Source organism: Halopseudomonas sp. SMJS2, from assembly GCF_029866945.1.
Classification (GTDB): Bacteria; Pseudomonadota; Gammaproteobacteria; order Pseudomonadales; family Pseudomonadaceae; genus Halopseudomonas; species Halopseudomonas bauzanensis.
The window spans coordinates 1,086,193-1,108,156 of record NZ_CP123445.1; the positions used below are offsets into that span (position 1 = coordinate 1,086,193).

At 61.3% G+C, this 21,964-nt stretch carries 27 protein-coding genes; 13 read left to right on the plus strand and 14 right to left on the minus strand.

Translation table 11 applies throughout. From position 1 onward, the window contains the following. The first annotated feature begins 78 nt into the window (after nucleotides 1-78). From QAO71_RS05170 to QAO71_RS05195, 6 genes are read left to right on the plus strand one after another with little or no spacing between them, the layout of a single operon-like run. Nucleotides 79-2,868, plus strand: coding sequence for a monovalent cation/H+ antiporter subunit A (locus tag QAO71_RS05170; protein WP_280165438.1), 2,790 nt, complete (start codon nucleotides 79-81; stop codon nucleotides 2,866-2,868). Continuing rightward, a complete protein-coding gene (locus tag QAO71_RS05175) occupies nucleotides 2,868-3,194 on the plus strand; it encodes a Na+/H+ antiporter subunit C (RefSeq protein ID WP_036990607.1) in 327 nt (108 codons plus the stop codon). The genes QAO71_RS05170 and QAO71_RS05175 overlap by 1 nt, the downstream gene beginning before the upstream one ends. Then, nucleotides 3,194-4,717, plus strand: coding sequence for a monovalent cation/H+ antiporter subunit D (locus tag QAO71_RS05180; protein ID WP_280165439.1), 1,524 nt, complete (start codon nucleotides 3,194-3,196; stop codon nucleotides 4,715-4,717). The genes QAO71_RS05175 and QAO71_RS05180 overlap by 1 nt, the downstream gene beginning before the upstream one ends. Next, on the plus strand, nucleotides 4,714-5,220 hold the full coding sequence (locus QAO71_RS05185; protein WP_036990605.1) for a Na+/H+ antiporter subunit E: 507 nt from the start codon (nucleotides 4,714-4,716) through the stop codon (nucleotides 5,218-5,220). The genes QAO71_RS05180 and QAO71_RS05185 overlap by 4 nt, the downstream gene beginning before the upstream one ends. After that, nucleotides 5,205-5,474, plus strand: a complete 270-nt coding sequence (locus QAO71_RS05190) for a K+/H+ antiporter subunit F (RefSeq protein ID WP_036990604.1) — start codon at nucleotides 5,205-5,207, stop codon at nucleotides 5,472-5,474. The genes QAO71_RS05185 and QAO71_RS05190 overlap by 16 nt, the downstream gene beginning before the upstream one ends. Before the next feature lie 9 nt (nucleotides 5,475-5,483). Beyond that, nucleotides 5,484-5,813 carry a Na+/H+ antiporter subunit G gene (locus QAO71_RS05195; RefSeq protein WP_036990603.1) on the plus strand — a complete coding sequence of 110 codons (330 nt, stop codon included), beginning with the start codon at nucleotides 5,484-5,486 and terminating at the stop codon, nucleotides 5,811-5,813. Between the two features lie 6 nt (nucleotides 5,814-5,819). Here the strand turns inward: QAO71_RS05195 and QAO71_RS05200 are convergent, their stop codons facing one another. Beyond that, nucleotides 5,820-6,362: an OmpA family protein gene (locus tag QAO71_RS05200; RefSeq protein WP_051611012.1), complete on the minus strand. Its 543-nt coding sequence runs from the start codon at nucleotides 6,360-6,362 to the stop codon at nucleotides 5,820-5,822. A 129-nt stretch (nucleotides 6,363-6,491) separates the two neighbouring features. Between QAO71_RS05200 and QAO71_RS05205 the strand changes: the two genes are divergently transcribed. Next, nucleotides 6,492-7,148: a hypothetical protein gene (locus tag QAO71_RS05205; RefSeq protein WP_280165440.1), complete on the plus strand. Its 657-nt coding sequence runs from the start codon at nucleotides 6,492-6,494 to the stop codon at nucleotides 7,146-7,148. A gap of 82 nt (nucleotides 7,149-7,230) precedes the next feature. Here the strand turns inward: QAO71_RS05205 and QAO71_RS05210 are convergent, their stop codons facing one another. Genes QAO71_RS05210 through QAO71_RS05230 form a run of 5 tightly spaced genes read right to left on the minus strand, consistent with a single transcriptional unit; the run spans nucleotide 7,231 to nucleotide 12,068 of the window. Continuing rightward, nucleotides 7,231-7,932, minus strand: coding sequence for an ABC transporter ATP-binding protein (locus QAO71_RS05210; RefSeq protein ID WP_036990602.1), 702 nt, complete (start codon nucleotides 7,930-7,932; stop codon nucleotides 7,231-7,233). Nucleotides 7,933-7,935: 3 nt separating this feature from the next. Then, on the minus strand, nucleotides 7,936-8,709 hold the full coding sequence (livG, locus tag QAO71_RS05215; RefSeq protein WP_280165441.1) for a high-affinity branched-chain amino acid ABC transporter ATP-binding protein LivG: 774 nt from the start codon (nucleotides 8,707-8,709) through the stop codon (nucleotides 7,936-7,938). Beyond that, complete coding sequence (locus tag QAO71_RS05220; RefSeq protein ID WP_280165442.1) at nucleotides 8,706-9,962, minus strand: high-affinity branched-chain amino acid ABC transporter permease LivM; 1,257 nt, start codon at nucleotides 9,960-9,962, stop codon at nucleotides 8,706-8,708. Before QAO71_RS05220 ends, livG begins: the two co-directional genes overlap by 4 nt. Further along, nucleotides 9,959-10,885, minus strand: a complete 927-nt coding sequence (gene livH / locus QAO71_RS05225) for a high-affinity branched-chain amino acid ABC transporter permease LivH (protein ID WP_280165443.1) — start codon at nucleotides 10,883-10,885, stop codon at nucleotides 9,959-9,961. The genes QAO71_RS05220 and livH overlap by 4 nt, the downstream gene beginning before the upstream one ends. 55 nt (nucleotides 10,886-10,940) lie before the next feature. Then, nucleotides 10,941-12,068, minus strand: coding sequence for a branched-chain amino acid ABC transporter substrate-binding protein (locus tag QAO71_RS05230; protein WP_036990598.1), 1,128 nt, complete (start codon nucleotides 12,066-12,068; stop codon nucleotides 10,941-10,943). A gap of 196 nt (nucleotides 12,069-12,264) precedes the next feature. On the opposite strand from QAO71_RS05230, the gene QAO71_RS05235 reads away from it, so the two are divergent. Continuing rightward, nucleotides 12,265-12,597 (plus strand): DUF2288 domain-containing protein, encoded by a 333-nt coding sequence (locus QAO71_RS05235; protein WP_235833901.1) that lies wholly within the window; start codon nucleotides 12,265-12,267, stop codon nucleotides 12,595-12,597. Between the two features lie 27 nt (nucleotides 12,598-12,624). On the opposite strand, the gene phnE is transcribed toward QAO71_RS05235, so the two are convergent. Genes phnE through QAO71_RS05255 form a run of 4 tightly spaced genes read right to left on the minus strand, consistent with a single transcriptional unit; the run spans nucleotide 12,625 to nucleotide 15,906 of the window. Further along, nucleotides 12,625-13,389 carry a phosphonate ABC transporter, permease protein PhnE gene (phnE, locus tag QAO71_RS05240; protein ID WP_074780310.1) on the minus strand — a complete coding sequence of 255 codons (765 nt, stop codon included), beginning with the start codon at nucleotides 13,387-13,389 and terminating at the stop codon, nucleotides 12,625-12,627. Next, the gene (locus QAO71_RS05245; RefSeq protein ID WP_136869293.1) at nucleotides 13,386-14,234 is read right to left on the minus strand and encodes an ABC transporter permease subunit; all 849 of its coding nucleotides are present in this window, start codon (nucleotides 14,232-14,234) and stop codon (nucleotides 13,386-13,388) included. Before QAO71_RS05245 ends, phnE begins: the two co-directional genes overlap by 4 nt. Further along, nucleotides 14,225-15,043: a phosphonate ABC transporter ATP-binding protein gene (locus QAO71_RS05250; protein WP_074780316.1), complete on the minus strand. Its 819-nt coding sequence runs from the start codon at nucleotides 15,041-15,043 to the stop codon at nucleotides 14,225-14,227. Before QAO71_RS05250 ends, QAO71_RS05245 begins: the two co-directional genes overlap by 10 nt. Continuing rightward, nucleotides 15,040-15,906: a putative selenate ABC transporter substrate-binding protein gene (locus tag QAO71_RS05255; RefSeq protein ID WP_280165444.1), complete on the minus strand. Its 867-nt coding sequence runs from the start codon at nucleotides 15,904-15,906 to the stop codon at nucleotides 15,040-15,042. The genes QAO71_RS05250 and QAO71_RS05255 overlap by 4 nt, the downstream gene beginning before the upstream one ends. Nucleotides 15,907-16,038: 132 nt before the next feature. On the opposite strand from QAO71_RS05255, the gene QAO71_RS05260 reads away from it, so the two are divergent. Continuing rightward, nucleotides 16,039-16,854, plus strand: a complete 816-nt coding sequence (locus tag QAO71_RS05260; protein WP_280165445.1) for a TIM barrel protein — start codon at nucleotides 16,039-16,041, stop codon at nucleotides 16,852-16,854. On the opposite strand, the gene QAO71_RS05265 is transcribed toward QAO71_RS05260, so the two are convergent. Then, the gene (locus tag QAO71_RS05265; protein ID WP_280165446.1) at nucleotides 16,829-17,251 is read right to left on the minus strand and encodes a hypothetical protein; all 423 of its coding nucleotides are present in this window, start codon (nucleotides 17,249-17,251) and stop codon (nucleotides 16,829-16,831) included. The two genes, QAO71_RS05260 and QAO71_RS05265, sit on opposite strands and share 26 nt — an antisense overlap. 158 nt (nucleotides 17,252-17,409) lie before the next feature. Between QAO71_RS05265 and QAO71_RS05270 the strand changes: the two genes are divergently transcribed. The 3 genes from QAO71_RS05270 to QAO71_RS05280 all read left to right on the plus strand — a co-directional run bounded on the left by QAO71_RS05270 (nucleotide 17,410) and on the right by QAO71_RS05280 (nucleotide 19,110). Further along, nucleotides 17,410-18,258 (plus strand): SDR family NAD(P)-dependent oxidoreductase, encoded by an 849-nt coding sequence (locus QAO71_RS05270; protein WP_074780326.1) that lies wholly within the window; start codon nucleotides 17,410-17,412, stop codon nucleotides 18,256-18,258. Nucleotides 18,259-18,392: 134 nt separating this feature from the next. Then, nucleotides 18,393-18,656: a hypothetical protein gene (locus QAO71_RS05275; protein ID WP_280165447.1), complete on the plus strand. Its 264-nt coding sequence runs from the start codon at nucleotides 18,393-18,395 to the stop codon at nucleotides 18,654-18,656. Between the two features lie 97 nt (nucleotides 18,657-18,753). Next, nucleotides 18,754-19,110: a hypothetical protein gene (locus QAO71_RS05280; protein WP_036990591.1), complete on the plus strand. Its 357-nt coding sequence runs from the start codon at nucleotides 18,754-18,756 to the stop codon at nucleotides 19,108-19,110. A 214-nt stretch (nucleotides 19,111-19,324) separates the two neighbouring features. On the opposite strand, the gene QAO71_RS05285 is transcribed toward QAO71_RS05280, so the two are convergent. Together QAO71_RS05285 and QAO71_RS05290 are read right to left on the minus strand one after the other, a co-directional pair. After that, complete coding sequence (locus QAO71_RS05285; protein WP_036990590.1) at nucleotides 19,325-20,188, minus strand: alpha/beta hydrolase; 864 nt, start codon at nucleotides 20,186-20,188, stop codon at nucleotides 19,325-19,327. 188 nt (nucleotides 20,189-20,376) lie between these two features. Continuing rightward, nucleotides 20,377-20,538 carry a hypothetical protein gene (locus QAO71_RS05290; RefSeq protein WP_280165448.1) on the minus strand — a complete coding sequence of 54 codons (162 nt, stop codon included), beginning with the start codon at nucleotides 20,536-20,538 and terminating at the stop codon, nucleotides 20,377-20,379. Nucleotides 20,539-20,883: 345 nt separating this feature from the next. On the opposite strand from QAO71_RS05290, the gene QAO71_RS05295 reads away from it, so the two are divergent. Next, the gene (locus tag QAO71_RS05295; RefSeq protein WP_280165660.1) at nucleotides 20,884-21,330 is read left to right on the plus strand and encodes a sn-glycerol-3-phosphate transporter; all 447 of its coding nucleotides are present in this window, start codon (nucleotides 20,884-20,886) and stop codon (nucleotides 21,328-21,330) included. Nucleotides 21,331-21,447: 117 nt separating this feature from the next. Here QAO71_RS05295 and QAO71_RS05300 read toward each other — a convergent pair whose 3' ends face one another. Further along, a complete protein-coding gene (locus QAO71_RS05300; RefSeq protein ID WP_036990588.1) occupies nucleotides 21,448-21,903 on the minus strand; it encodes a MaoC family dehydratase in 456 nt (151 codons plus the stop codon). Nucleotides 21,904-21,964 lie beyond the last annotated feature (61 nt).

Below are 21,964 nucleotides of genomic sequence, written 5' to 3' on the forward strand. Positions count from 1 at the left end.
CCCGGACATTTCCCGCCGCCGCGCTAGCGGGATGGACCATATTGTGCTGAGCACGTTCGAACAAACGGAGTTTCATGAATGACCCTGGCGCTGATCGTGCTGCTGCCACTGCTGAGTTTTTTCCTGCCACTGCTAACGGATACTAAAGGCCGCTCCCTATGTGCCTTGGCGACCATGGTGGCGCCAGTTCTGGGTCTGATACTGCTGTGGAGTCATGCCGCCACCGTTTTTTCAGGTGGGGTGGTGGTGCAGAGCTGGCCGTGGATCGAGCGGCTCGGACTCACCATCAGTTTTCGCCTCGATGGGCTGAGTTTCCTGTTTGCCTTGCTGATTCTCGGTATCGGCATTCTGGTTATCATCTACGCGCGCTACTACCTGTCGAAGAACGATCCGATGGGGCGCTTCTTCTTTTTCCTGTTGCTGTTCATGGCCGCCATGCTGGGGGTGGTCCTGTCGGAAAACCTCCTGTTGATGATGTTCTTCTGGGAGCTGACCAGCCTGTCGTCCTTCCTGTTGATCGGCTATTGGTCGCATTCTTCCGATGCGCGCAAGGGCGCGCGCATGGCGCTGGCGGTGACCGGGGGAGGTGGGTTGGCCCTGCTGGCCGGGGTGCTGCTGCTGGGGCAGGTGGTAGGTAGCTACGAGCTCAGTGTGGTGCTGGCTTCAGGCGATCTGATTCGCGACCATGCGCTCTATCCGCTGATTCTGGTACTGGTATTGCTGGGAGTGTTCACCAAGTCTGCGCAGTTTCCTTTCCATTTCTGGCTGCCCCACGCGATGGCCGCTCCCACGCCAGTGTCGGCCTACCTGCATTCGGCGACCATGGTCAAAGCCGGGGTGTTTCTGCTGGCGCGGCTGTACCCGGCGCTATCAGATACGGACCTGTGGTTCTTCCTGGTCAGTATCACCGGTATGGCTACGCTGTTGCTGGGCGCCTGTACCGCACTGTTTCAGCATGATTTGAAAGGGTTGCTGGCTTACTCGACCATCAGCCACCTGGGCCTGATCACGCTGCTGTTCGGGCTGGATACCCAGCTGGCGGCTGTAGCCGCCGTGTTTCATATCATCAACCACGCGACCTTCAAGGCCTCGCTGTTCATGGCTGCAGGGATCATCGACCATGAGACCGGCACGCGGGATATGCGGCGTATCAATGGCCTGTGGAAGTACATGCCTCATACCGCCACGCTGGCTATGGTTGCGGCCTCGGCGATGGCCGGCGTACCTCTGTTGAACGGTTTCCTGAGCAAGGAGATGTTTTTCACCGAGACCCTGCAGCAACACCAGTTCGGCAATTTCAGCTGGATGGTGCCGCTGGTCGCGGTAATAGCGGGCGTATTCTCGGTGGCGTACTCGCTGCGCTTTATTCATGATGTGTTTTTCAACGGCAAACCGGTGAATCTGCCGAAATTCCCACCCCATGAACCCAGCCGTTACATGAAGATTCCGGTCGAGATTCTGGTCGCCCTGTGTCTGCTGGTAGGCCTGGTACCAGGCTTTACCGTGGCCGGGTTGCTGGCAGTGGCAGCAGCAGCGACGTTAGGGGGAGACTTGCCGAGCTACAGCCTGGCTATCTGGCACGGCTTCAACCTGCCGCTGGCCATGAGCGTGGTGGCGTTATTAGTGGGTGTGCTCATCTACTTCGGGCGGCACCGTTTGCTGGGTTGGCACGTGCACCTGCCGCGGTTGGATGCGAAAAATCTGTTTGAGCGTGTGATCCAGCGGCTGGTGAACCAGGCAGCAATGCTTACCTTGCGAATCGAGAACAGTTCGTTGCAACGCTATCTGCTGTGGATGCTGCTGACGGCGCTGCTGATGAGCGGTTTCTGGTTGATGCAGCTCCCGTCACTGGTGGGGCCGATGCCCATGACCCCGGTGGATGGGGCAACTCTGGTCGGTGCCGTCCTGCTCATGCTGACAGCTGCGGCCACTGCGTATTGGCATCGTCGGCGGCTGGTGTCACTGGTCATGCTCAGCGTAGTGGGGCTATTCGTGGCCCTGGCCTTCGCCCGTTTCTCGGCGCCGGATCTGGCACTGACCCAACTCTCGGTCGAATCGGTCACCATCATCCTGATGATGTTGGCGCTGTTCTTCCTGCCGCGCACCTCGCCCGCAGAATCATCCGGATTGCGGCGCGGTCGAGATCTGCTGATCGCCGGATTGGCGGGTGTCCTGGTTACCGGGCTGTGCCTGGCCGTGCTCACCCGTCCCTACGATAGTATTGCCGGGTATTTTCTGGCCAACAGCCTGTCGGGTGGTGGCGGAACCAACGTGGTGAACGTGATCCTGGTCGATTTTCGCGGCTTCGATACCCTGGGGGAAGTCACTGTCCTGGCGATCGCAGGTGCCGCTATCTACGCGCTGATCCACGGCCTGCGGTTGCGCAAACCATCGGTGGATGAACAGGGGTGGACCTGGGCGAGAGATGCTCACCCCTTCATGCTGGTGAACCTGTCACGGCTCATTCTGCCGTTGGCCTTGATGGTATCGGTGTACATTTTCCTGCGCGGGCATAATCTCCCGGGTGGTGGTTTCATCGCGGGCCTGATTACCGCAGTGGCGCTTATCCTGCAGTACATCGCCAGTGGTCACGCCTGGAGTCAGGCCCGTTGGGGTGTCGATTTCCATCATCTTGCCGGGGCCGGCGTAATCATCGCGGGGCTGACCGGAGTGGGTAGTTGGTTGTTCGGTTATCCTTTCCTGACCAGCGCATTCGATCATTTTGCCATTCCGCTGGTCGGTGAAATCGAGCTGGCGACGGCCCTCCTGTTTGACCTCGGTGTGTATCTGACGGTGGTCGGCGCCACACTGCTGATTCTGTCCAATCTGGGCAAGCTTTCCATCCATGCCGCCAGGGAGCCTGAATAATGGAACTGCTGTACGCTCTCACCTTGGGTGTGTTGACGATGTCGGGTGTTTATTTGCTGTTACGGGCCCGTACTTTTCCTGTGGTAGTGGGGCTGACGCTTATCAGCTACGCAGTGAATCTCTTCCTGTTTGCCATGGGGCGTCTGCATACAGGCAAGCCAGCGGTGCTTGGTCAGGTGGCCGAGCATGGCGACCCCCTGCCGCAAGCGTTGGTACTGACTGCCATCGTCATCGGCTTCGCAATGACTGCCTTCGCTCTGGTACTGGCGCTTCGCGCGCAGGGTGAGCTGGAGAATGATCACGTTGATGGGCGGGGCAAACGTTGATGGATCATCTGGCCATACTGCCAATACTGTTGCCGATGTTTGCCGGCGCCCTGCTGTTATTGAGCGGCCGGGCGAGTGAGGGATTCAAGCGCAGCCTCTGTCTACTGGCAACACTGTTACAACTGCCACTGGCGATAGCCTTGATGGCACAAGCCAGCGGGGGATTGCAGGTTTACGCCGCCGGTAACTGGATGCCACCGTTCGGGATCGTGCTGGTGGTGGATCATCTGGCGGCGCTGCTGCTGCTGGTGACTGCGGTGCTGGCAATAGCGGCGGTGGTGTACGCCGTGCGCGGCGACGATCTGCTGGGGGCGAACTTTCACGCGCTGTTCCAGTTTCAACTGATGGGTATCAATGGTGCCTTTCTGACAGGTGACCTGTTCAACCTGTTCGTTTTCTTCGAAATCCTGCTCATCGCCTCCTACGCCTTGCTGTTGCATGGGACTGGTTCAGCCAGGATCCGCTCGGGGTTGCACTATGTGCTGCTGAACCTGTTCGGCTCCGCCCTGTTTCTGATCGCCATAGGTACTCTATATGGTGTTACCGGCACCCTGAACCTGGCCGACCTGTCCCAGCGTGTAGCCCAGCTGCCAGCCCCGGATGCTCCTCTTGTAGGGGCAGCAGCCATGCTTCTACTGGTGGTGTTTGGCCTCAAGGCAGCTGTCTTCCCTCTGTACTTCTGGTTACCCAAGGCTTATGCCGCTGCTACCCCGCCGGTGGCGGCGCTGTTCGCCATCATGACCAAGGTCGGGATCTACTCGATTCTGCGGATATACACCCAGGTTTTCGGGGATACTGCCGGTCCGCTGGCAGACCTGGCTAACGGCTGGTTATGGCCGGCGGCGTTATTGACCCTGGTTCTGGGTACCATAGGCGCGCTGGCTGCCAGCACCCTGAACGGTCTGATTTCCTACCTGCTGGTGGTATCTGTCGGCACGCTGCTGGCCGGGCTGGCGCTGGACAGCCACGATGCGCTGGTAGGCAGTCTCTACTATCTGATTCACTCGACCTGGGTCTGCGGCGCCTTGTTCCTGTTCGCGGGCATCATTTCCCGTTGCCGCGGGCCACGCTTTGTCGGTCGCCTGGTGCCGGGCCCCGCGCTGTCCAGGCCGACATTACTGAGTGGCCTTTTCTTCCTGGCGGCGATATCGGTAATCGGCTTGCCGCCCTTGTCCGGCTTCGTTGGCAAGCTCTTGTTGCTGCGTGCGGCGGAGACCGGGGTGGCTGCGGGCTGGCTGTACTCGTTGTTGCTGGGCAGCGGACTGGTGTCCATCATTGCCTTCAGCCGTGCCGGTAGCACTTTGTTCTGGCGCACTGATCCGGCGGCCGCTGCCGGCGGATCGGTGGATAACGTGCGATTGGTGGCCGTCCTCGCATTGCTGCTGTGCTCCCCACTACTGGTGGTGTTTGCCGGCCCGCTGCTCGATTATCTCACCATCACTGTCGATCAGTTGCTGGATCCGCAGGAGTATGCGCGGCAGGTATTATCCATGCAGATCAACACGAGCGGAGGTGGACATTGAACGCGCCAGGAAAATGGTTCCCGCATCCCTGGCTCAGCCTGTTGTTGCTAGGGGTCTGGCAACTGCTGGTCAACGATCTGTCGGCAGGGTCGCTCATCATGGGTGCGATACTGGGTTGGGTGATCCCTTTGCTGACGCATGCATTCTGGCCCGACCCGCCCAAGTTACACCGGCCCTGGGTGCTGGTTCGCTTTGTATTCCGGGTTCTCGGCGATATTCTCTTCGCCAACTTCGAAGTGGCCAAATTGATTCTGGGCGCCAGCAGCAGACTGCAACCGGCGTTTGTGGTCTACCCACTCGAACTGCGTAACGAGTTCGGGATCGGGGTGCTGGCGACCACCATTTCTCTCACGCCGGGCACGGTCTCGGCGGATGTCAGCGAGGATCATCGGACCCTGCTGATTCACGGGCTGGATGTGCCGGATGAACAGGAATTGATCGACACCATCAAGCAGCGCTACGAGAAACCCCTGATTGAGGTGTTCGAATGCTCCACAACGTAATCATTCTCTGCCTGGGCATGATCTCGGTGGCCATGCTGCTGAATCTGTTGCGGCTGTTCAAGGGGCCGGATCTGCCTGATCGGGTGCTGGCGCTGGATACCCTGTATGTCAACGCCATCGCCATGATCATTCTGATGGGGCTGCTGCTGCGCTCCAATCTGTATTTTGAAGCGGCATTGCTGATAGCCGTGATGGGATTTGTGGGTACCGTGGCCGTGGCCAAATACCTATTGCGCGGCGACATCATCGAATGAGGAGTGCCTATGGAAACTGCAATTGAATGGCTGGTCGCCGCACTGTTGCTGCTGGGAAGTCTGTTTGCCCTGATCGGCTCGTTCGGCCTGTTCAAGCTGCCGGACTTCTATATGCGCCTGCATGGCCCGACCAAGGCGACTACCTTGGGCGTTGGCTCGCTGGTGCTGGCGTCCATGATCTATTTCAGTACTACAGGGGAGGTGGGGCTGCACGAGCTGTTGATCACGCTGTTTCTCTTTATCACCGCGCCCACCAGTGCCTGCATGCTGGCCAAGGCTGCCATGCAGGTGCACGCCGCACGGGTCGAGCGGACCCGGGGCGAGCCTTGGGAGCAGTAGCAGGTATCAGTCGGCCAGAGCGATACTGGTGGGGTAGGGCGTGAGGATGATTTCTACCCGGCGGTTGAGCTTGCGACCGGTGTTACTGGCATTGTCGGCGCGGGGTTGGTTGTCAGCCATCGCGCTCAGACGCATGCGCTGACGCTCGATGCCACCGAGACGCAGCACGCTGGCCACAGCCTGGGCCCGCTCCATGCTCAGCTTCTTGTTCAGTTCGTCGCTGCCATCGCTGTCACTGTGGCCGACCACAGTCAACTGGCTGGCGCCGTCGACTTTCAGTGCCTGGGCAACCTTGCTCAGCGGCACCAGACCCGAGGGCAGCAACAGGGTGCGTTTGGGATGGAAGTTGCCGTCTACCGGTATCAGCAGACGAATCTGCTCCCCTTCGCGCTCGATCTCGTAACCCTGCTGCTCAGCGATGCTGGTGAGGTTGACGATGCGTGATTCGGCCCAGGACGGTGCCGGGGGAGCCTGTACAACTTCCTGTTTGGAGGAACAGGCGGTGACGAAAACCAGTGAAGCAAGTGCCAGTGTTTTTATGCTATTCATGTGCAATCCAGACGGTGAGGTAACCTGGGCCATCGAGTGCACACAGATTACCACCGGAAAATCGGGTTGTGACCACCAAATGCAAGCAATTCATCGGTTTATGGCCGATTCTTCAAAGAGGTTCACACTATGACGGGTTGGATTGGCCGGATACCGGCGTTGGCAGTCGCTGGTTTCTCCCTGATATTGACTGGCTGCGCCTCCTGGTCCCTCTGGCCGGCCGGGGAGGAAGCGCCCTCGCAGCTCGTTTCCGGTCTTGTCGAACGGGGTGGTGATGACCGCTGGGTTCTGCGCCCCTGCGGCCAGGAGCATGAGCGGTTGTTGCAACCGACCCCGCAACTGCGCGAGCTGTTCGATGATGTTGCCCAGCCGGGGCAGGTATCCATGTTCGCGGAGCTGCTGGTGACCGAGAACGAGGGCCGCTGGGTCGTCCAGCAGACCCAGCGGCTGCAGACCACCGGGCGTGGCTGCATGGACAACAGCGCCAGGAACAGTCAATGGGTCGGTTTCAGCCATGAGCCGGCCTGGAGGGTGGATATCAGCGCGCAAGGGCTGACGCTGACCACTGAGGATGCTGAAAGCGGTCGGCAACTGGCGACCATTCATGAACAGCTGCCGGATGGCGCGCAGGTATTTCGTGGAGTGCATGACCAGGGGCTGGAGCTATGGTTGTACCCCACCGGCTGCATCGACCGCAGCACCGGCGACTATTACCACCTGAGCGCGACGCTGATGCGCGACGGACAGCGGTTGCGCGGCTGTGGGTATCAGGGGGCTGAGCGATAACTTTCTTATCGCCTATGACAGGAGATTACCAGGGTCTGGTCCTGCTCAAAGCCTGCTCCCAGGGATGGATCCCTGACGGGGCTCAGGCACCCAGATACGCCTCCCGCACCTGCGGATTGGCCAGCAACTCCTCGCCGCTGCCCTGCATGAGAATGTGGCCGTGTTCCATTACATAACCCCGGTCGGCCAGTTTCAGCGCCTGGTTGGCGTTCTGCTCGACCAGGAAGATGGTTACGCCCTGGCGTCGCAGCTCTTCGATGATCTCGAAAATCTGCTGGATGATGATCGGTGCTAGGCCAAGAGAGGGCTCGTCGAGCAGCAATAATCGCGGTTTGCTCATCAAGGCACGGCCGATGGCAAGCATTTGCTGTTCGCCGCCGGACATGGTCCCGGCACGCTGTTGAAAGCGCTCCTTCAATCGGGGAAACAGCTCCAGGGTGGCCTGCAGTTGTGCCTGCACCTCATTGCGCTCGAGAAAGAACGCACCCATCGCCAGATTCTCTTCCACCGTCAGCCGGGAAAATACCCGCCGCCCCTCGGGCACGATGGCGATGTCCCGCCGCATGATGTCGCAGGTGTCCATCCCCATCAGTTCCTCGTCACGGTAGCGAATACTGCCGCTGGTCGGTGCGGGGTCGCCACACAGGGTCATCAACAATGTGGTCTTGCCGGCGCCATTGGCACCGATCAGGGTGACGATCTCGCCGGCTTCCACCTGCAGGCTGACATCGTGCAGCGCCTGGATCTTGCCATAGAAGGTATTGACGTCAGTGAATGACAGCATGCTTCAGGTCTCTCCCAGATAGGCCTTGATCACCTCGGGATCGCAGCACACCTGCTCCGGTGTACCGGCGGCCAGCGGGCAACCCTGGTTGATCACTACCACATGGTCGGAGATTCCCATTACCAGCTTCATGTCGTGCTCGATCAGCAGGATGGTCAGCCCATGTTCGCTGCGCAATTCGGCGATCAGTTCCTGCAGGTCGGCGGTTTCCCGCGGATTGAGCCCGGCGGCGGGCTCATCGAGCATCAGCAGTGTCGGGCGGGTGACCATGCAGCGGGCGATCTCCAGGCGGCGCTGCTGACCGTAGGCGAGGGTGCCGGCGGTGCGGTTGGCAAACTCCAGCAGCCCGGTCCGTTCCAGCCACTGCGCGGCGCGGTCCAGTGCTTCCTTTTCGCTGCGGCGAAAGCCCGGCGTCTTCAGCAACCCAGCGAGCATATTGGTGTTCATGTGATGATGCTGGGCTACCAACAGGTTCTCCGCCACGCTCATCTGTTTGAACAGACGCACATGCTGGAAGGTACGTACCATGCCCTTGCGCGCCAGCTTGAAGCCGGGCATGCCGCTGACTTCTTCGCCGCGAAAGCGGATGCTGCCGGCACTGGGCTTGTAGAAGCCGGTCAGGCAGTTGAATACCGTGGTCTTGCCCGCGCCGTTGGGGCCGATCAGCGAGACGATCTGCCCCTCGGCGACCTGCAACGCGACTTCGTTGACCGCCAGCAATCCACCGAAACGCATGCACAGGCCGGATACATCCAGCAAAGGAGCGACGCTACTCATGTTCCCAGCTCCATATGCGGGCGCTTCATCGGCAGCAGCCCCTGGGGCCGCCAGATCATCATCAGCACCATCAGCAGGCCGAACAGCAACATGCGATATTCATCGAACTGGCGCGCCACCTCCGGCAACAGGGTCATGATGATGGCCGCCAGGATTACCCCCAGTTGCGAGCCCATGCCGCCGAGTACCACGATAGCCAGGATGATCGCCGACTCGATGAAAGTGAAGGACTCCGGACTGATGAAGCCCTGGCGTGCGGCGAAGAAGCAGCCGGCAAAGCCGGCGAAGGTCGCGCCGATGGTGAAGGCGTTGAGCTTGACTGCGGTGGGGTTGATGCCCAGCGACCGGCAGGCGACCTCATCCTCGCGCAGGGCCTCCCAGGCGCGGCCCACCGGCATGCGCAGCAGGCGGTTGATAACGAACAGGGTCAACAGCACCAGCAGCAGGGCGAGGAAATACAGGAACATTACCCGGTGCACCGAATTGAACTCGATGCCGAAGAACTCATGGAAGGTCTGCATGCCCTCGCTGGCGCGGCGGCTGAACTCCAGGCCGAACAGCTCTGGCTTGGGGATGCTGCCGATGCCATTGGGACCATTGGTCAGCGCGGTAAAGTTATTCAGCAGAATGCGAATGATCTCGCCGAAACCCAGGGTGACGATGGCCAGGTAGTCGCCGCGCAGGCGCAATACCGGAAAGCCCAGCAGAAAGCCGAACAGCGCCGCCATGGCCCCGGCGGCGACCAACCCGGTCCAGAAGCCGACGCCAAAATACATGGCCAAAAGGGCGTAGGTATAGGCGCCGACCGCGTAGAAGCCGACATAACCCAGATCCAGCAGCCCGGCCAGCCCCACCACGATATTCAGCCCCAGTCCGAGCATCACATAGATCAACACCAGGGTGGCCAGGTCGATATTGCTGCGGTTGCTCATGAACGGCCAGATCAGCGCAGCGGCAATCAGAAAACACCAGAACAACCGGCGCATGGCAGGTCGCCCGGCGAGAATGCTGAACGCCGCCGGGGTGCGGGGCAGGGCCGGCACCTTGAACCACAGCGCCGTCAGTTGATCGCGGAGCAGATTGAACAGGAAGATGAACAGCGCCGCTGCGGCGATCTTCATGGCGACATCAGGTCCGGCGCCGGTCAACGCCAACCCGGTGCCTTGCTGACTGATTCGCACGCCCATCAGCAGGCCGCTGAGCGCGACCACCACCACGGCGGAGATCAGCGCCGGTTTCAGATTGCGCATCATACCTTCTCCACCTCCGGCCGCCCGAGAATGCCAGTGGGACGGAACAGCAGTATCAGAATCAGCAAGCTGAAAGCCACCACGTCCTTGTATTCGGCGCTGAAATAGCCCGAGGTCATGGCTTCGGCCACGCCCAGCAACAGCCCGCCGAGTACCGCGCCGGGAATGCTGCCGATACCGCCGAGTACCGCCGCGGTAAACGCCTTGAGCCCCGCCATGAAGCCGATATAGGGGTTGATCACCCCGTAGTACATACCCAGCAGCACCCCGGCTACTGCCGCCAGGGCGGCGCCGATGACGAAAGTCAGGGCGATGATGCCATTGGTATTGATGCCCAGCAGGTTGGTCATCTTCAGGTCTTCGGCGCAGGCGCGGCAGGCACGGCCCATGCGTGAGCGGGTGATGAACAACGTCAACAAGGTCATGCTGATCAGGGTCACCACGAAGATGATGATCTGCATGTAGGACAGGGTCGCATGGAAGCCGGTCGTGGGGCCGATGTCGAGGCCGCCGCGCACCAGGTTGGGCATGGCAATGTCCCGCGAGCCCTGGGCCAGACGCACCAGGTTCTGCAGGAAGATTGACATGCCGATTGCGGAAATCAAAGGAATCAGCCGGTTGCCGCCGCGCAGCGGCCGGTAGGCGACCCGCTCGATACTGTAGCCGTAGGCACTGGTAACGATCATGCTGACCACCAGGGCGCCGATGATCAGTAGCGGCAGCGACTCGATGCCCATCAACGCCAGCGCTGCCAGCACGATAAAGGCGATGTAGCTGCCGATCATGTACACCTCGCCATGGGCGAAGTTGATCATGCCGATGATGCCGTAGACCATGGTGTAGCCGATGGCGATCAGGGCATAGGTGCTGCCCACGGTCAGGCCATTGAGCAGTTGTTGCAGCAGATAGTAAAAACTGTCGGGCATGGATACATCCTTGAGCGCGGGGTCGGCGTTGCCGCCGACCCGTGAGCAGGTTGTGTTACTCGCTCAGTGCGGTCTTGGTTCCGTCCGCATGCCACTCATAGACCACGAAGTTGAAGTCCTTCAGGTCGCCTTTCTCGTCAAACGCCAGCTTGCCGGTAGGGGTATCAAAGGTGTTGCTGCGCAGTGCTTCGGCCACATCGACTGGGTCGGTACTTTCCGCCAGGCGTATGCCATCGGCAATCACCTGTACCGCAGCGTAGGATGGGAACACGAAGGGGCCGCGCGGGTCCTGCTTGCGCTCCTCGAACGCCTCCACCAGGTGGGCGTTGGCCGGGTCTTCATCGAATGCCTTGGGCAGGGTGACCAGCATACCTTCGGCTGCCTCACCGGCGATCGCGCTGATATCGCTGTTACCCACGCCTTCCGGCCCCATGAAGGTAATATTCAGTCCCTGTTCGCGGGCCTGGCGCAGGATCAGCCCCAGTTCCGGGTGATAGCCGCCGAAATAGGCGAAATCGACGCCGGATTGGCGCAGACGGGCGATCAGTGAGGAGAAGTCCTTGTCGCCGGCGGTGATGCCATCGAAGATCGGCACATCGATACCGGCCTCGGTCAATACACCGCGCACCGCGGTGGCAATGCCTTCACCGTACTGCTGTTTGTCATGGATGACTGCTACCTTCTGCGGCTTCACGTGCTCGACGATGTACTTGCCGGCAGTCGGACCCTGGAGGCTGTCGAGGCCGATGGTGCGAAATACCAGTTCGTAACCGCGGTTGGTGATGTCCGGGCTGGTGGCGGCGGGGGTGACCATGAGGATGCCTTCATCCTCGTAGATATCGGTGGCCGGCTGGGTGGAACTGGAGCAAAGGTGGCCGACGACGAAGCTGATGCCCTCGTTGACGATGCGGTTGGCCACCGCGACAGCCTGCTTCGGGTCGCAGGCATCATCGAACACCACGCCTTGGAGCTGGGCACCGTTGACGCCGCCAGCCTTGTTGATCATCTCGATGGCCATGTTGGCGCCGGTGAACTGCATGTCGCCATATTGCGCCACGGCGCCGGTCACCGGGCCGGCGAGGGCGATGCGGATATTCTCGGCGGCCAGGGTAAGACTGCTGACGCCGGCGAGGGCGGTGATGACGATGAATTGAGAAAGAGCCTTGCGCTGTGTCTTTTTCATGCCATTTGCTCACTTTTTATTGGAGTTGTAGTCGGGTCTGCTGGCGCTATCTTGCATTGCCTCGGAGAGTCGGCATGGTCGAAATGGAGCGCCCACAGATAAGTGAACTGTAGCGGAGGCGATGCCAAGTCGCTACTCCCCTGCCGCTTCGGTTTCCAGTCAACGGGATATTGCATCTGGCGCTGTGATGGTTACCATGCGCAACAATCATTCCCCAGAGGTAGAAGCCATGCCCGCGCCAAGCGAAACCTATGCCGCCATTCTCGGCGCCACCGCCCAGATCGAATGGAACGCACTCGAGCCGCATTTTGCCCGCGGCGAACTGCTGGTGGTCGATAGCGGGCTGGATCTGGTCACCGTCGCTCAGGCTTTTATCGACGATGATAGCGCCAAGGTAAAAGACTGGATGGCGCAGGGGCTGCTGGGCGCCGCCACAGATACCCAGGCGGCGGACTGGTTCGAGCGCAATCCGGATACGCTGTGGGCGGTGGTCATCCGGCCGTGGGTGCTGATGCAGGAGCGGAGCTGAGTTTTACCGCGCCGCCGACTGCAAGGTTTACCCCCAGCGCCGCCGCAACCAGGCGCTCAGCGCATCCACCAGCAATACCATCACCAGCATCGCCAGGATCACACTGGCGGCGCGGGGTTGCTGGAACAGGCTGAGGGTGACGTAAAGCATCTGACCCAACCCGCCGGCACCGACAAACCCCAGCACCGCGGCCATGCGGATGTTGTTTTCCCAGCGATACAGGGTGTAACTCAGCCACTGGGCCAGGACGCCCGGCAGGGTGCCGTAACAGAAGGCCGCTACCGGGCCGGCGCCGGCTTCGCGCAGGGCGCGGGTCGGGCCGGGCGGGGCGTTTTCCAGCGCTTCGGCAAACAGCCGGCCCAAAACCCCAGCCGTGTGCAGCGCCAGTGCCAGGGTGCCGGCAAAGGGGCCGAGGCCGGCAGCCAGCACCATGAGCGCGGCCCAGACCAGCTCCGGTATCGAACGCAAGGCATTGAGCAGCAATCGCGCCAGCAGCTTCGCCACGGTGCCCAGCCGCCCGGCTGCCAGCAGGCTCAGGGCGGCGCCGGCCAATGCAGCCAGCAGTGTTCCGATGGCGGAGATGGCCAGGGTTTCCAGCGAGCCATGGAAGATCTGCCGCAGCCAGTTGGTCGAGGTGTCCGGCGGGAAGAAGGAAGCGGCATAGCTGTGCATCTGCTGCAACCCGTCACCGGCGAACAGGGCGACAAAATCCAGCTTCAGCCAACTGAAGGACGCTACCACCGCCGCCAGCAGCAGGGCGACCCAGATCAGCGCTTCGAATTGGCGTTTCATGCCAACCGCCGGCGCAGTAGATTGCTGAGCTGGTCTGCCGCCAAGACCAGGACCAGGAAGGTCAGCAGGATGGTCACTACCTCGCCGCCGGCGAACATGCGAATTGACAGGTCGATCATCTGCCCCAGCCCGCCGGCTCCGACGAAGCCCATGATTACCGAGGCACGGATAGCGCATTCCCAGCGGTACAGCGTGTAGGAGGTCAATTCCTGCGCGGCAGCGGGCAGAATCCCGTAGCAGAACGCAGCCAGCCGCGAGCTGCCGGCCTGCAGCAGCGCCTGGGCCGGGCGTCGATCCACCGACTCGTAGATTTCCGCATAGACCTTGCCGAGCATGCCGCTGTAGGTGATGGCAATGGCCAGCACCCCCGCCGTCGGCCCCAGCCCCACGGCGCGTACGAACAGCAGCGCCCAGACGATTTCCGGGATGCTGCGCAGAATGATGAGTAATAGTCGCGCCGGATAGCGCAACATTCGACCGACAGGGCTTGGCTGTCCGCGTGCTAAGGCCGACACCGATAGCGCATGACTGGATATCAGACTCAGGGGTACCGCCAGCAGCAATGCCAGCACCAGCCCAGCGGTGGCCATGGCCAGGGTTTCCAGCGTGGCCTTGCCCAGCAGGGTGAGAAAGCCCGAAGACAGTTCCGGCGGCCAGAAGCCGGCCAGAAAGCGCGCAAAGATATCAAGATTGCGCGGATCGACCAGGGTCGCGAGATTGAACTCGGTCAATACCAGACCGGGCCAGAGCACCAGCAGGGCGAGAATAGTCAGCAGCAGCCGGGGCAGGGCGGCTGGATCACGGGGGCGGCCATGGACCCCGACATCGGTACCGCTCAGGTACATCGGCGTGGTGCCTCGAGGGATGCAGCGGCTATTGCAGATACCGGATCGGCAAAGACGGGCTCGTTGAAGCTGTCGTTGCTATACAGCTGGTCCAGCTCCGCCTGGGAGACGCGTTCGGCCGGCAGGTCGAACAATACCCGCCCGGCCCGCAGGCCGATGATCCGGGGGAAATGCCGTAGCGCCAGGTCCACCGCATGCAGGCTGGCGACCAGGCTGATCTGGCGCTCGGCTGCCACCTTGCCCAGTACGTTCAGCGTATGGTCGGCCAGCACCGGGTCCATCGCCGAGACTGGTTCGTCAGCCAATAGCAAATCAGCGCGTTGATACAGCACGCGGGCGATACCGACACGCTGCAGTTGGCCACCGGAAAGCTGATCGCAACGAGCGAACAGCTTGTCCTGCAGGTCCAGCGGTTCCAGCGCGGCACGGGCCCCGGCGCTATCCAGGGGGTAGCATAGCGAGATCAGGGAGCGCAGCAGCGACCATTGACCCAGCCGGCCGGCCAGCACGGCGGTGACTACGCGTTGGCGCGGCGGCAGTGGAGGACTCTGATGGATCAACCCGATGCGGGCTCGCAGCCGGCGCAAAGCCTGACCCTTGAGCGTGGCGGGGTCAACGCCCAGCAGGTGCAGTTGCCCGGTGCTGGGCGCAAGCCCCGTGCCGAGCAGCCGCAACAGACTGGTCTTGCCCGCGCCGGACGGCCCGATAATGGCGACCCGTTCGCCCTGGTTAATGCTCAGATCGATGTCATGCAGGGCTTGAAAACCACCGGGGTGGGTCAGGCCCACCCCGTCAAGCCGTACGGTCACTGCAACAGGCCGGCGGAGCGGGCCGCCTCTTCGATGCCCTCGTAATTCTCGGCACTGGTTTCAACGAAGCGAGAGGCCCGCTGCAAATCCAGAATTGCCTTGTGCTCGGGGTTTGCCGGGTCCAGCTTGAGGAAGGCGGCCTTGATGTCCTGCACCAGTTGCGCGTCCAGATCGCCGCGCACGGTCCAGTTGTAGTCGAAATAGGTCGGCGTGGTGCCGTAGACGCGCACCTTGGCGGTATCGACCTTGTTTTCCTCGACCAGTTTGTCCCACACCGAGGTGTTCAACACACCCGCATCCACCCGGCCGGCTTCGACCCAGGCGACGGTGGCGTCATGGGCACCGGAAAAACCGACTCGGCTGAAATCGTCATCCGGATTGATGCCGTCCTGCAGCAGGAAGTAGCGCGGCATCAGGTGGCCCGAGGTGGAAGAGACCGAGCCGAAGGCGAAGCTCTTGCCCAGCAGATCCTTATGTTCGTTGATTTCAGGGTCGGCAGTGATGAAGGTGCTGGTGAAGACCTCATCCTCTTCTCGTTGCACCACTGGAATGGCATCGCCGGTACGCAGCCGCGCCTGAACGAAGGTGAAACCACCGAGCCAGGCCATATCTAGGCGCCCGGCGCCCAGTGCCTCAACCACGCCAGCGTAGTCGGATACTGGCTGGAAGGCCACTTCGATGCCCAGCTCCTGTTCCAGGTAGGCACCCAGCGGCTCGAATTTGCGCAGCAGCTCGGTAGGCGCTTCATCGGGGATGGCAGACACGCGCAGCACCTTGGTCTCGGCATGGGCGGGCAGAAAACTGGCGGCAAGGGTCATGCAAACGCCAGCCAGAATGGCCAGCGGGCGGCGAAAAGTCGACATGTGATGCTCCGGTTCAATAGCGGAAGACTCCCATCCGGAGGTCGAGGCCGGATGAGGCGTGGCGCAAGTTTACTGGAACCGGCCGGGCGGGCAAACTGCTACAGTAATCAGACACGTTTCGGAGGGCTCATCATGTCCTGGCCGCTGGCTGCCAATCTATCCATGCTGTTTGCCGACCTGCCCATGGCGGAGCGGTTCCATGCCGCCGCCGAGGCGGGGTTCGATGGGGTCGAAATCCAGTTTCCCTACGATATGCCCGCCGCCACTGTGCAGCACCATCTCGCCGCTGCCGGCATGCCGCTGGTACTGATCAATGTCCCCGCTGGCGATCTCCTGACCGGCGGCCCCGGCCTGGCTGGTGTGCCGGCGCGGCAGGCCGAGTTCGACGCTGCCCTGGAGCTGGCGCTGGAGTATGCGCTGGTGCTGCGCCCGGAGAAGGTCAATGTCCTGCCGGGGCGGCTTGCCGAGGGCGTCAGTCGGGAGCTGGCGCTGGATACCCTGGCCGGCAACCTGGACAAGGCGGCCAGCGCGTTTTCCGATATCGGGGTATGCCTGGTCTGCGAAGCAGTCAACCGCCACGATATGCCCGGCTTCCTGCTGGGCAGCACCCTGGAGTTGCTGGACATGCTGGATCGGGTTGCTCACTCGAACCTCTCGGCACAGGTGGACCTGTACCATTTGACGCGGATGGGTGAGTCGCTGCCCGACTCGATTGCGCAGCTGGAAGGGCGGATTGGCCACGTGCAGTTTGCTGACGCGCCGGGTCGCGGCGAGCCGGGCACCGGGAATATGGACTTTCATGAAGCTTTCGGTGCCCTGTCGCGGCACGGTTACCGCGGCTGGCTCGCGGCGGAATACCGGCCGGCATTGCCGCCCGAGCAGTCGCTGCAATGGCTGGCACAATGGACTGCCGCCGGAACCTTCAGACTCCAGGGCCGCAGCGTATGACCCTGGCGCGTACCAGCCGCTCGCCAGCGGCGTTCTCCAGGTAGCCTACCGGCTGCCAGCCCAGCCGGTAAGCCGTCACCCGATAGTGCTGCCCGGCGGCAAAATCCCAATCCAGCCCGAGAATGCAGGTACGGCGGCGTGGTTCGGATATCTCGCCCAGCCCACCCATGCTACCTGGCACCTCGAACTGATAACGCACCTGCAGTCCGTGGCTGCCGGGCGGCAGGTCCGGAAAGCGCAACTGCCGCACCAGTTCACCGTCCAGCCGATAGGCGCGCATGTCCGCCCGGTTACCGCTATCCAGACTCACCCGCGCGAAGCCTGGGGCCAGAGGCGGCAGCGGGTGGGCGCACGCCGTCAGCAGCAGCGCCAAGGGCAACAGGAATCTCAATGACATGCGGATATTCCATCCTGCAGGCTTTCATAAACCGCACTGCTGTTCTCTGATCAACCGGGCGCATAGCGCTGGCGGGGAGCGGCGGGGCGCGGCATGCTCGCTGCATCGGCTCACCCGCGCTGCATAGAGTGCCAGCGCATCAACAGGAGAACTCAGGCATGCAGGACTTTCAGAACAAGGTAGCAGTGATCACCGGTGGTGGCAGCGGTCTGGGCCGGGAACTGGCGTTATGCTGTGCGGCGCGTGGCATGAAACTGGTATTGGGCGATGTGGACGAAGCCGGTATGCAGGAAACTCTGCGCCTGGTAGATACAGCGCACCCGGGTACCGAGTCGGTCACCATGCGCCTGGATGTATCTCGGCTGGAGCAGGTCGAGGAGCTGGCGGCGCTGAGCAAGAGTCGCTTCGGCGGCGCGCATCTGATCTTCAACAATGCTGGTGTCAGCGTCAACGGGCCGATCTGGCAGAGCACCGTGCATGACTGGGACTGGGTGCTGGGCGTGAATCTGTATGGCGTGGTGTGGGGCATCAAGGCATTCACCCCGATGCTGATCGAACAGAACGAAGGCCATATCATCAATACAGCCTCCGCTGCCGGCTGGCTCAACGGCCCGAGCAGCGGCATCTACAACGTCAGCAAGACCTCGGTGGTGGCGATCTCCGAAACCCTGGCACTGGACCTGCGCGATGCCCAGGCCAACGTTGGCGTGACCGTGCTGTGCCCGGCATTCTTCCCCACCGGCATTCACCAGTCCGATCGCAACCGCCCGGCAGACAAGGCCGAGACCGTCGAGAAGAGCGAAGTCTCGCTCAAGCGTGCTGCCGCGCTGAAATATGCCGTTGAGCACGGCCGCATCCCGGCTGCCGATATCGCCGAAATGACCCTCAAGGCCGTGGAAAATAACCAGTTCTATGTCTTCCCCCATCGCAAGATCAAACAATTGATCAAGCTGCGCGCCGAGGCGGCGGACCGGGAAGAAGGGGTGTTTGATTCGATGAATCCCTGAATTCACCGGCCAGGCCCCGAGTTCCAGGGGAGCACGGGCGCTATAGGCCGAGGTGGAGTTCAACGGGAAAATAGGGCACTGCCAGCCCAAAAGCGTGTCCAAAGCAGGGACGACCCCTGCTTTGGAGAGCTGTGATGCGACTGACTTACTTATCCATACCCTTGTTTGCCCTGCTGCTGGCTGGTTGCGGGGAGGAAGAAGAGGCCACCTTCCCGGAAACCAATACCGCCCCGCAAACCGAAGAGTACGGCGCTCCGACGGACCCGGCCAACGATCCAGCGGTGCCCAATAACAGCACCGCTGTGCCCCCGGCGGATGGCGATACTGGCGTATATGGTACCGACGGCGACGAGATGACCGACCCGGGTCCTGACAACGACTCCGGCATTACGCAATAACGCCCACGGCTGCACCGGCCGGCATGCGGAAAAAATTCGCACTTGCCGGTCGCGCGCCTGTCCAAACGCATGGACCTATCAGATGCGGAGAACCGCCATGCGACTTACCTACCTGAGCATACCCCTGTTTGCCCTGCTGCTTGCCGGTTGCGGCGATGATGAGCCTGACACCGCGCTGCCCATGGACAACGAAGCGCCGGCCGAAGAGGCCTACGGCACGCCGGTCGATCCAGCGGACCAGCCGATGTCACCCACTGATGACACGCCAGCACCGGCCACCGATCCGCGGATGCCGGCCGATGAACCCATGCCACCGGCTGAAGACCCCATGAACCCGCCGGATGAAAACCTGCAGCGTTCGCTGGACCGGGACCCGGGGCTGGGCACCGACAGCGACTCACCCAATGAGCGGGTGGATCCGGGCATCGACAGCGATACCAGTACCACGCCTTGAGAGGGCAGGTGCGTCAGTAGCTGAGTCTGCGGGCGGTCTGTTGTGGGAGCTTCCTGATGCGGGGGTAGGCTATTAGCGGCCTAAGGCCGCGGATAAGCCTACAGAAACCCTTGCGGCCGCTCCCGCAGCCCGAGCAAGGCTGCAGCTTTCAGCTCCTTCACCGAGTTTCTTCACCGCTCGGCGAAAGATTGCGACACCTTGAGCGTCGATACAATCAACCAACCATGGCCAGCCGGTGGGCATTTTCCGTCTCACCCGGCAACAAAAACCGCTCCACCGCCTCGCGCACATCTTCCCAGGCGGTCTGATGTTCGTTTTCCAGGAAATGCCCGGCATTGCGAATGGTCACATACTCGGAACGACGAGCCAGATCGGCAAAATACAGGGCATCGTTCGGTGTGGTGTACTTGTCCAGTTCGCCATTGAGAAACAGCAGCGGAATGTCCACATTTCCCACGCACTGCATATAGCGATCAGCATCCAGACTCAATACCTGGCGAATGTGATGGAGCATCTGCGCATACTCATGCACCTCCAGCGTAGAGACATGACGGAAGTTACAGCGCTTGAACAGTGGCGGCAGATGCTCGCCGATGGTGTCGTTGACCAGTGTCGCGATGCGGTTCCGGTCACAGGCTGCCAGGCACTCCTGACCGCGCGCCAGATAATCCAGCATCTCGCGGTTCAGCACCGGTGAAAACGAACTGATCACCGCCCGCTTGATCCGCGCCGGCCGCTGCGCGAGAGCCAGCAGCGTCGACACCGCACCCCAGGAAAACGCCATGACCTGGTCTGCCCGGAAATGCTCGATCAGCTCAAGCAGGATCAGCGCCTCATCCTCCTTGCCCAGCATGCTCAAGGATTCATTGTAAGGCCGCGACATGCCGCAATAGGGCTGATCGAACAACACCACGTTGAACAGCGGCTGCAGAAATCGCAGCGCCTGATGAAAGGAGGCACTGGTCGCCAGCGAACCGTTGACCAGAATGATGGTGCTGTTGCTGCGCGGATTCGGATAAAAGCGCGTATGCACCTTCAAATCACCCTGCACCCGCACCACTGCCTTTTCTGCATACATGGCCACACACCTCGGAAGCTGAATATCACTTGGGGTGCAGTTAATCGTATGGAGGTTACAGCGGGGTGTCAGAAAGTGACCGTTCGGCGGGAAGGGGAGGCATTGCCATAACGGAATTATCTCTTTCGCATTGCAGCCCGTTTTTCGGGCGTAGCGCACCCGCGCTACGCCAGCGGCCTTGCGTCAAGTCAGCCCTCCGCCTTGGCCCTCTGCATCAACGCCGCATAATCGAGGCCATAGATGCCGATATGGCAGGTACCGCTGCGTAAGCGCTCGGACAGGTTTACCAGAGCGGGCAATGGCTCTGCGGGTGCGCCATGGGCGGGGTGGCTGGTGTCAGCATGGGGCACGGGAAAATCCTTGTTCCGGTAGGGCGAGGTGTTGGTGATGATGGCAAATGCAGGGGAGCGGGGCAAGAGCTGGTAAGGTTGGAGGCCGTGAACTTTGTCCCGTGCGACATGTCATGACCCTACTTCATCACCCATCCTGGATTATCCACCTCACGCGACCATGTAGCTATGACATTACACCAGTACTCTCCCCGCCGAATCTTACGGCTGACATCTACACCATGGTATGGCATCCAGCGTCTTGTCCCTGGCATTGTTGCATTACTGATCAGCGCAGGTGCACAAGCAGCGCAGGTGGAGGATGTGCCGGCAGCCATACAGGACTCTGACAGTGGGCCGGGACTGCTGCAGCGGCCTTTGGAGTTGGCCAGGGAGTTGGCGGCTCCCGTTGATTCGGAGGAGGGCTGGTATATCCAGGGTAGCGTCTGGACCACGCACTTTGATCCTCAGCCAGACCATAACAATAATCAGGAGCTGATCGGTCTGGAGCGACACCGGGATGACAGTTATCTCTGGGGCGCCGCCACCTTTCGGCACTCTTTTGGTGAGCGGTCCTGGTATGGCTATACCGGCAAGCGTTTCGAATTTGCCGGTACGCCCTTCAATGCCAAGCTCACTGCGGGGCTGTTGTATGGTTACCGGGGAGAATATCGCGACAAGATACCCTTCAACCGTTTTGGTGTGGCGCCGGCAGTGATTCCGTCCGTCGGTGCCAGTTATCAGCGGGTGGGGGTGGATGTGGTGCTCTTAGGTGCGGCGGCGGCCATGGTCAATGTTGGGGTGCGTTTGTAGTGTCAGGGTTGGATACGCGGTAGCGCGGAGGATGGTGGGGCTAAGTGAATAGCATTCCGGCCTGCGCCGAGAATGACGAGGGTAGGTGACTCGCTCATCATTCTGGCGTCATTCAGGTCAGACGAAATACAGCGCCAGTGTCTCGGCGATGTAGGCCGGCTTGTCCACCCCTTCGATTTCCAGTGTCGCGCGGGATTTTACCAGCCACTGGCCAGGGTTCTTTTCGGTGACGTCCACTACTGTCAATTGCATGCGTACGCGGGAGCCGACGCGGACCGGTTGGATGAAACGGACGCTGTCCAGGCCGTAGTTGACGGCCATCTTCAGGCCTTCGGGGCGCATGGAAATGCCAGCGGACAGGGCGGGGATCAGGGACAGGGACAGGAAACCGTGGGCGATGGTGCCGCCGAAGGGGGTCTGTTTGGCCTTTTCTTCATCGATATGGATGAACTGGTGATCGCCGGTGCATTCGGCAAACTGGTTGACGCGTTGCTGGTCGATCAACAGCCATTCGGAATGGCCAAGGTCCTTGCCGATGAAGGAAGTCAGTTCGGATACGGCTACGGTGGTCATGGTGTTCTCCACGGCGATATTGTTGTTGGTGCGCCGACGAGCAGCGACAGGGTGCAGCCAT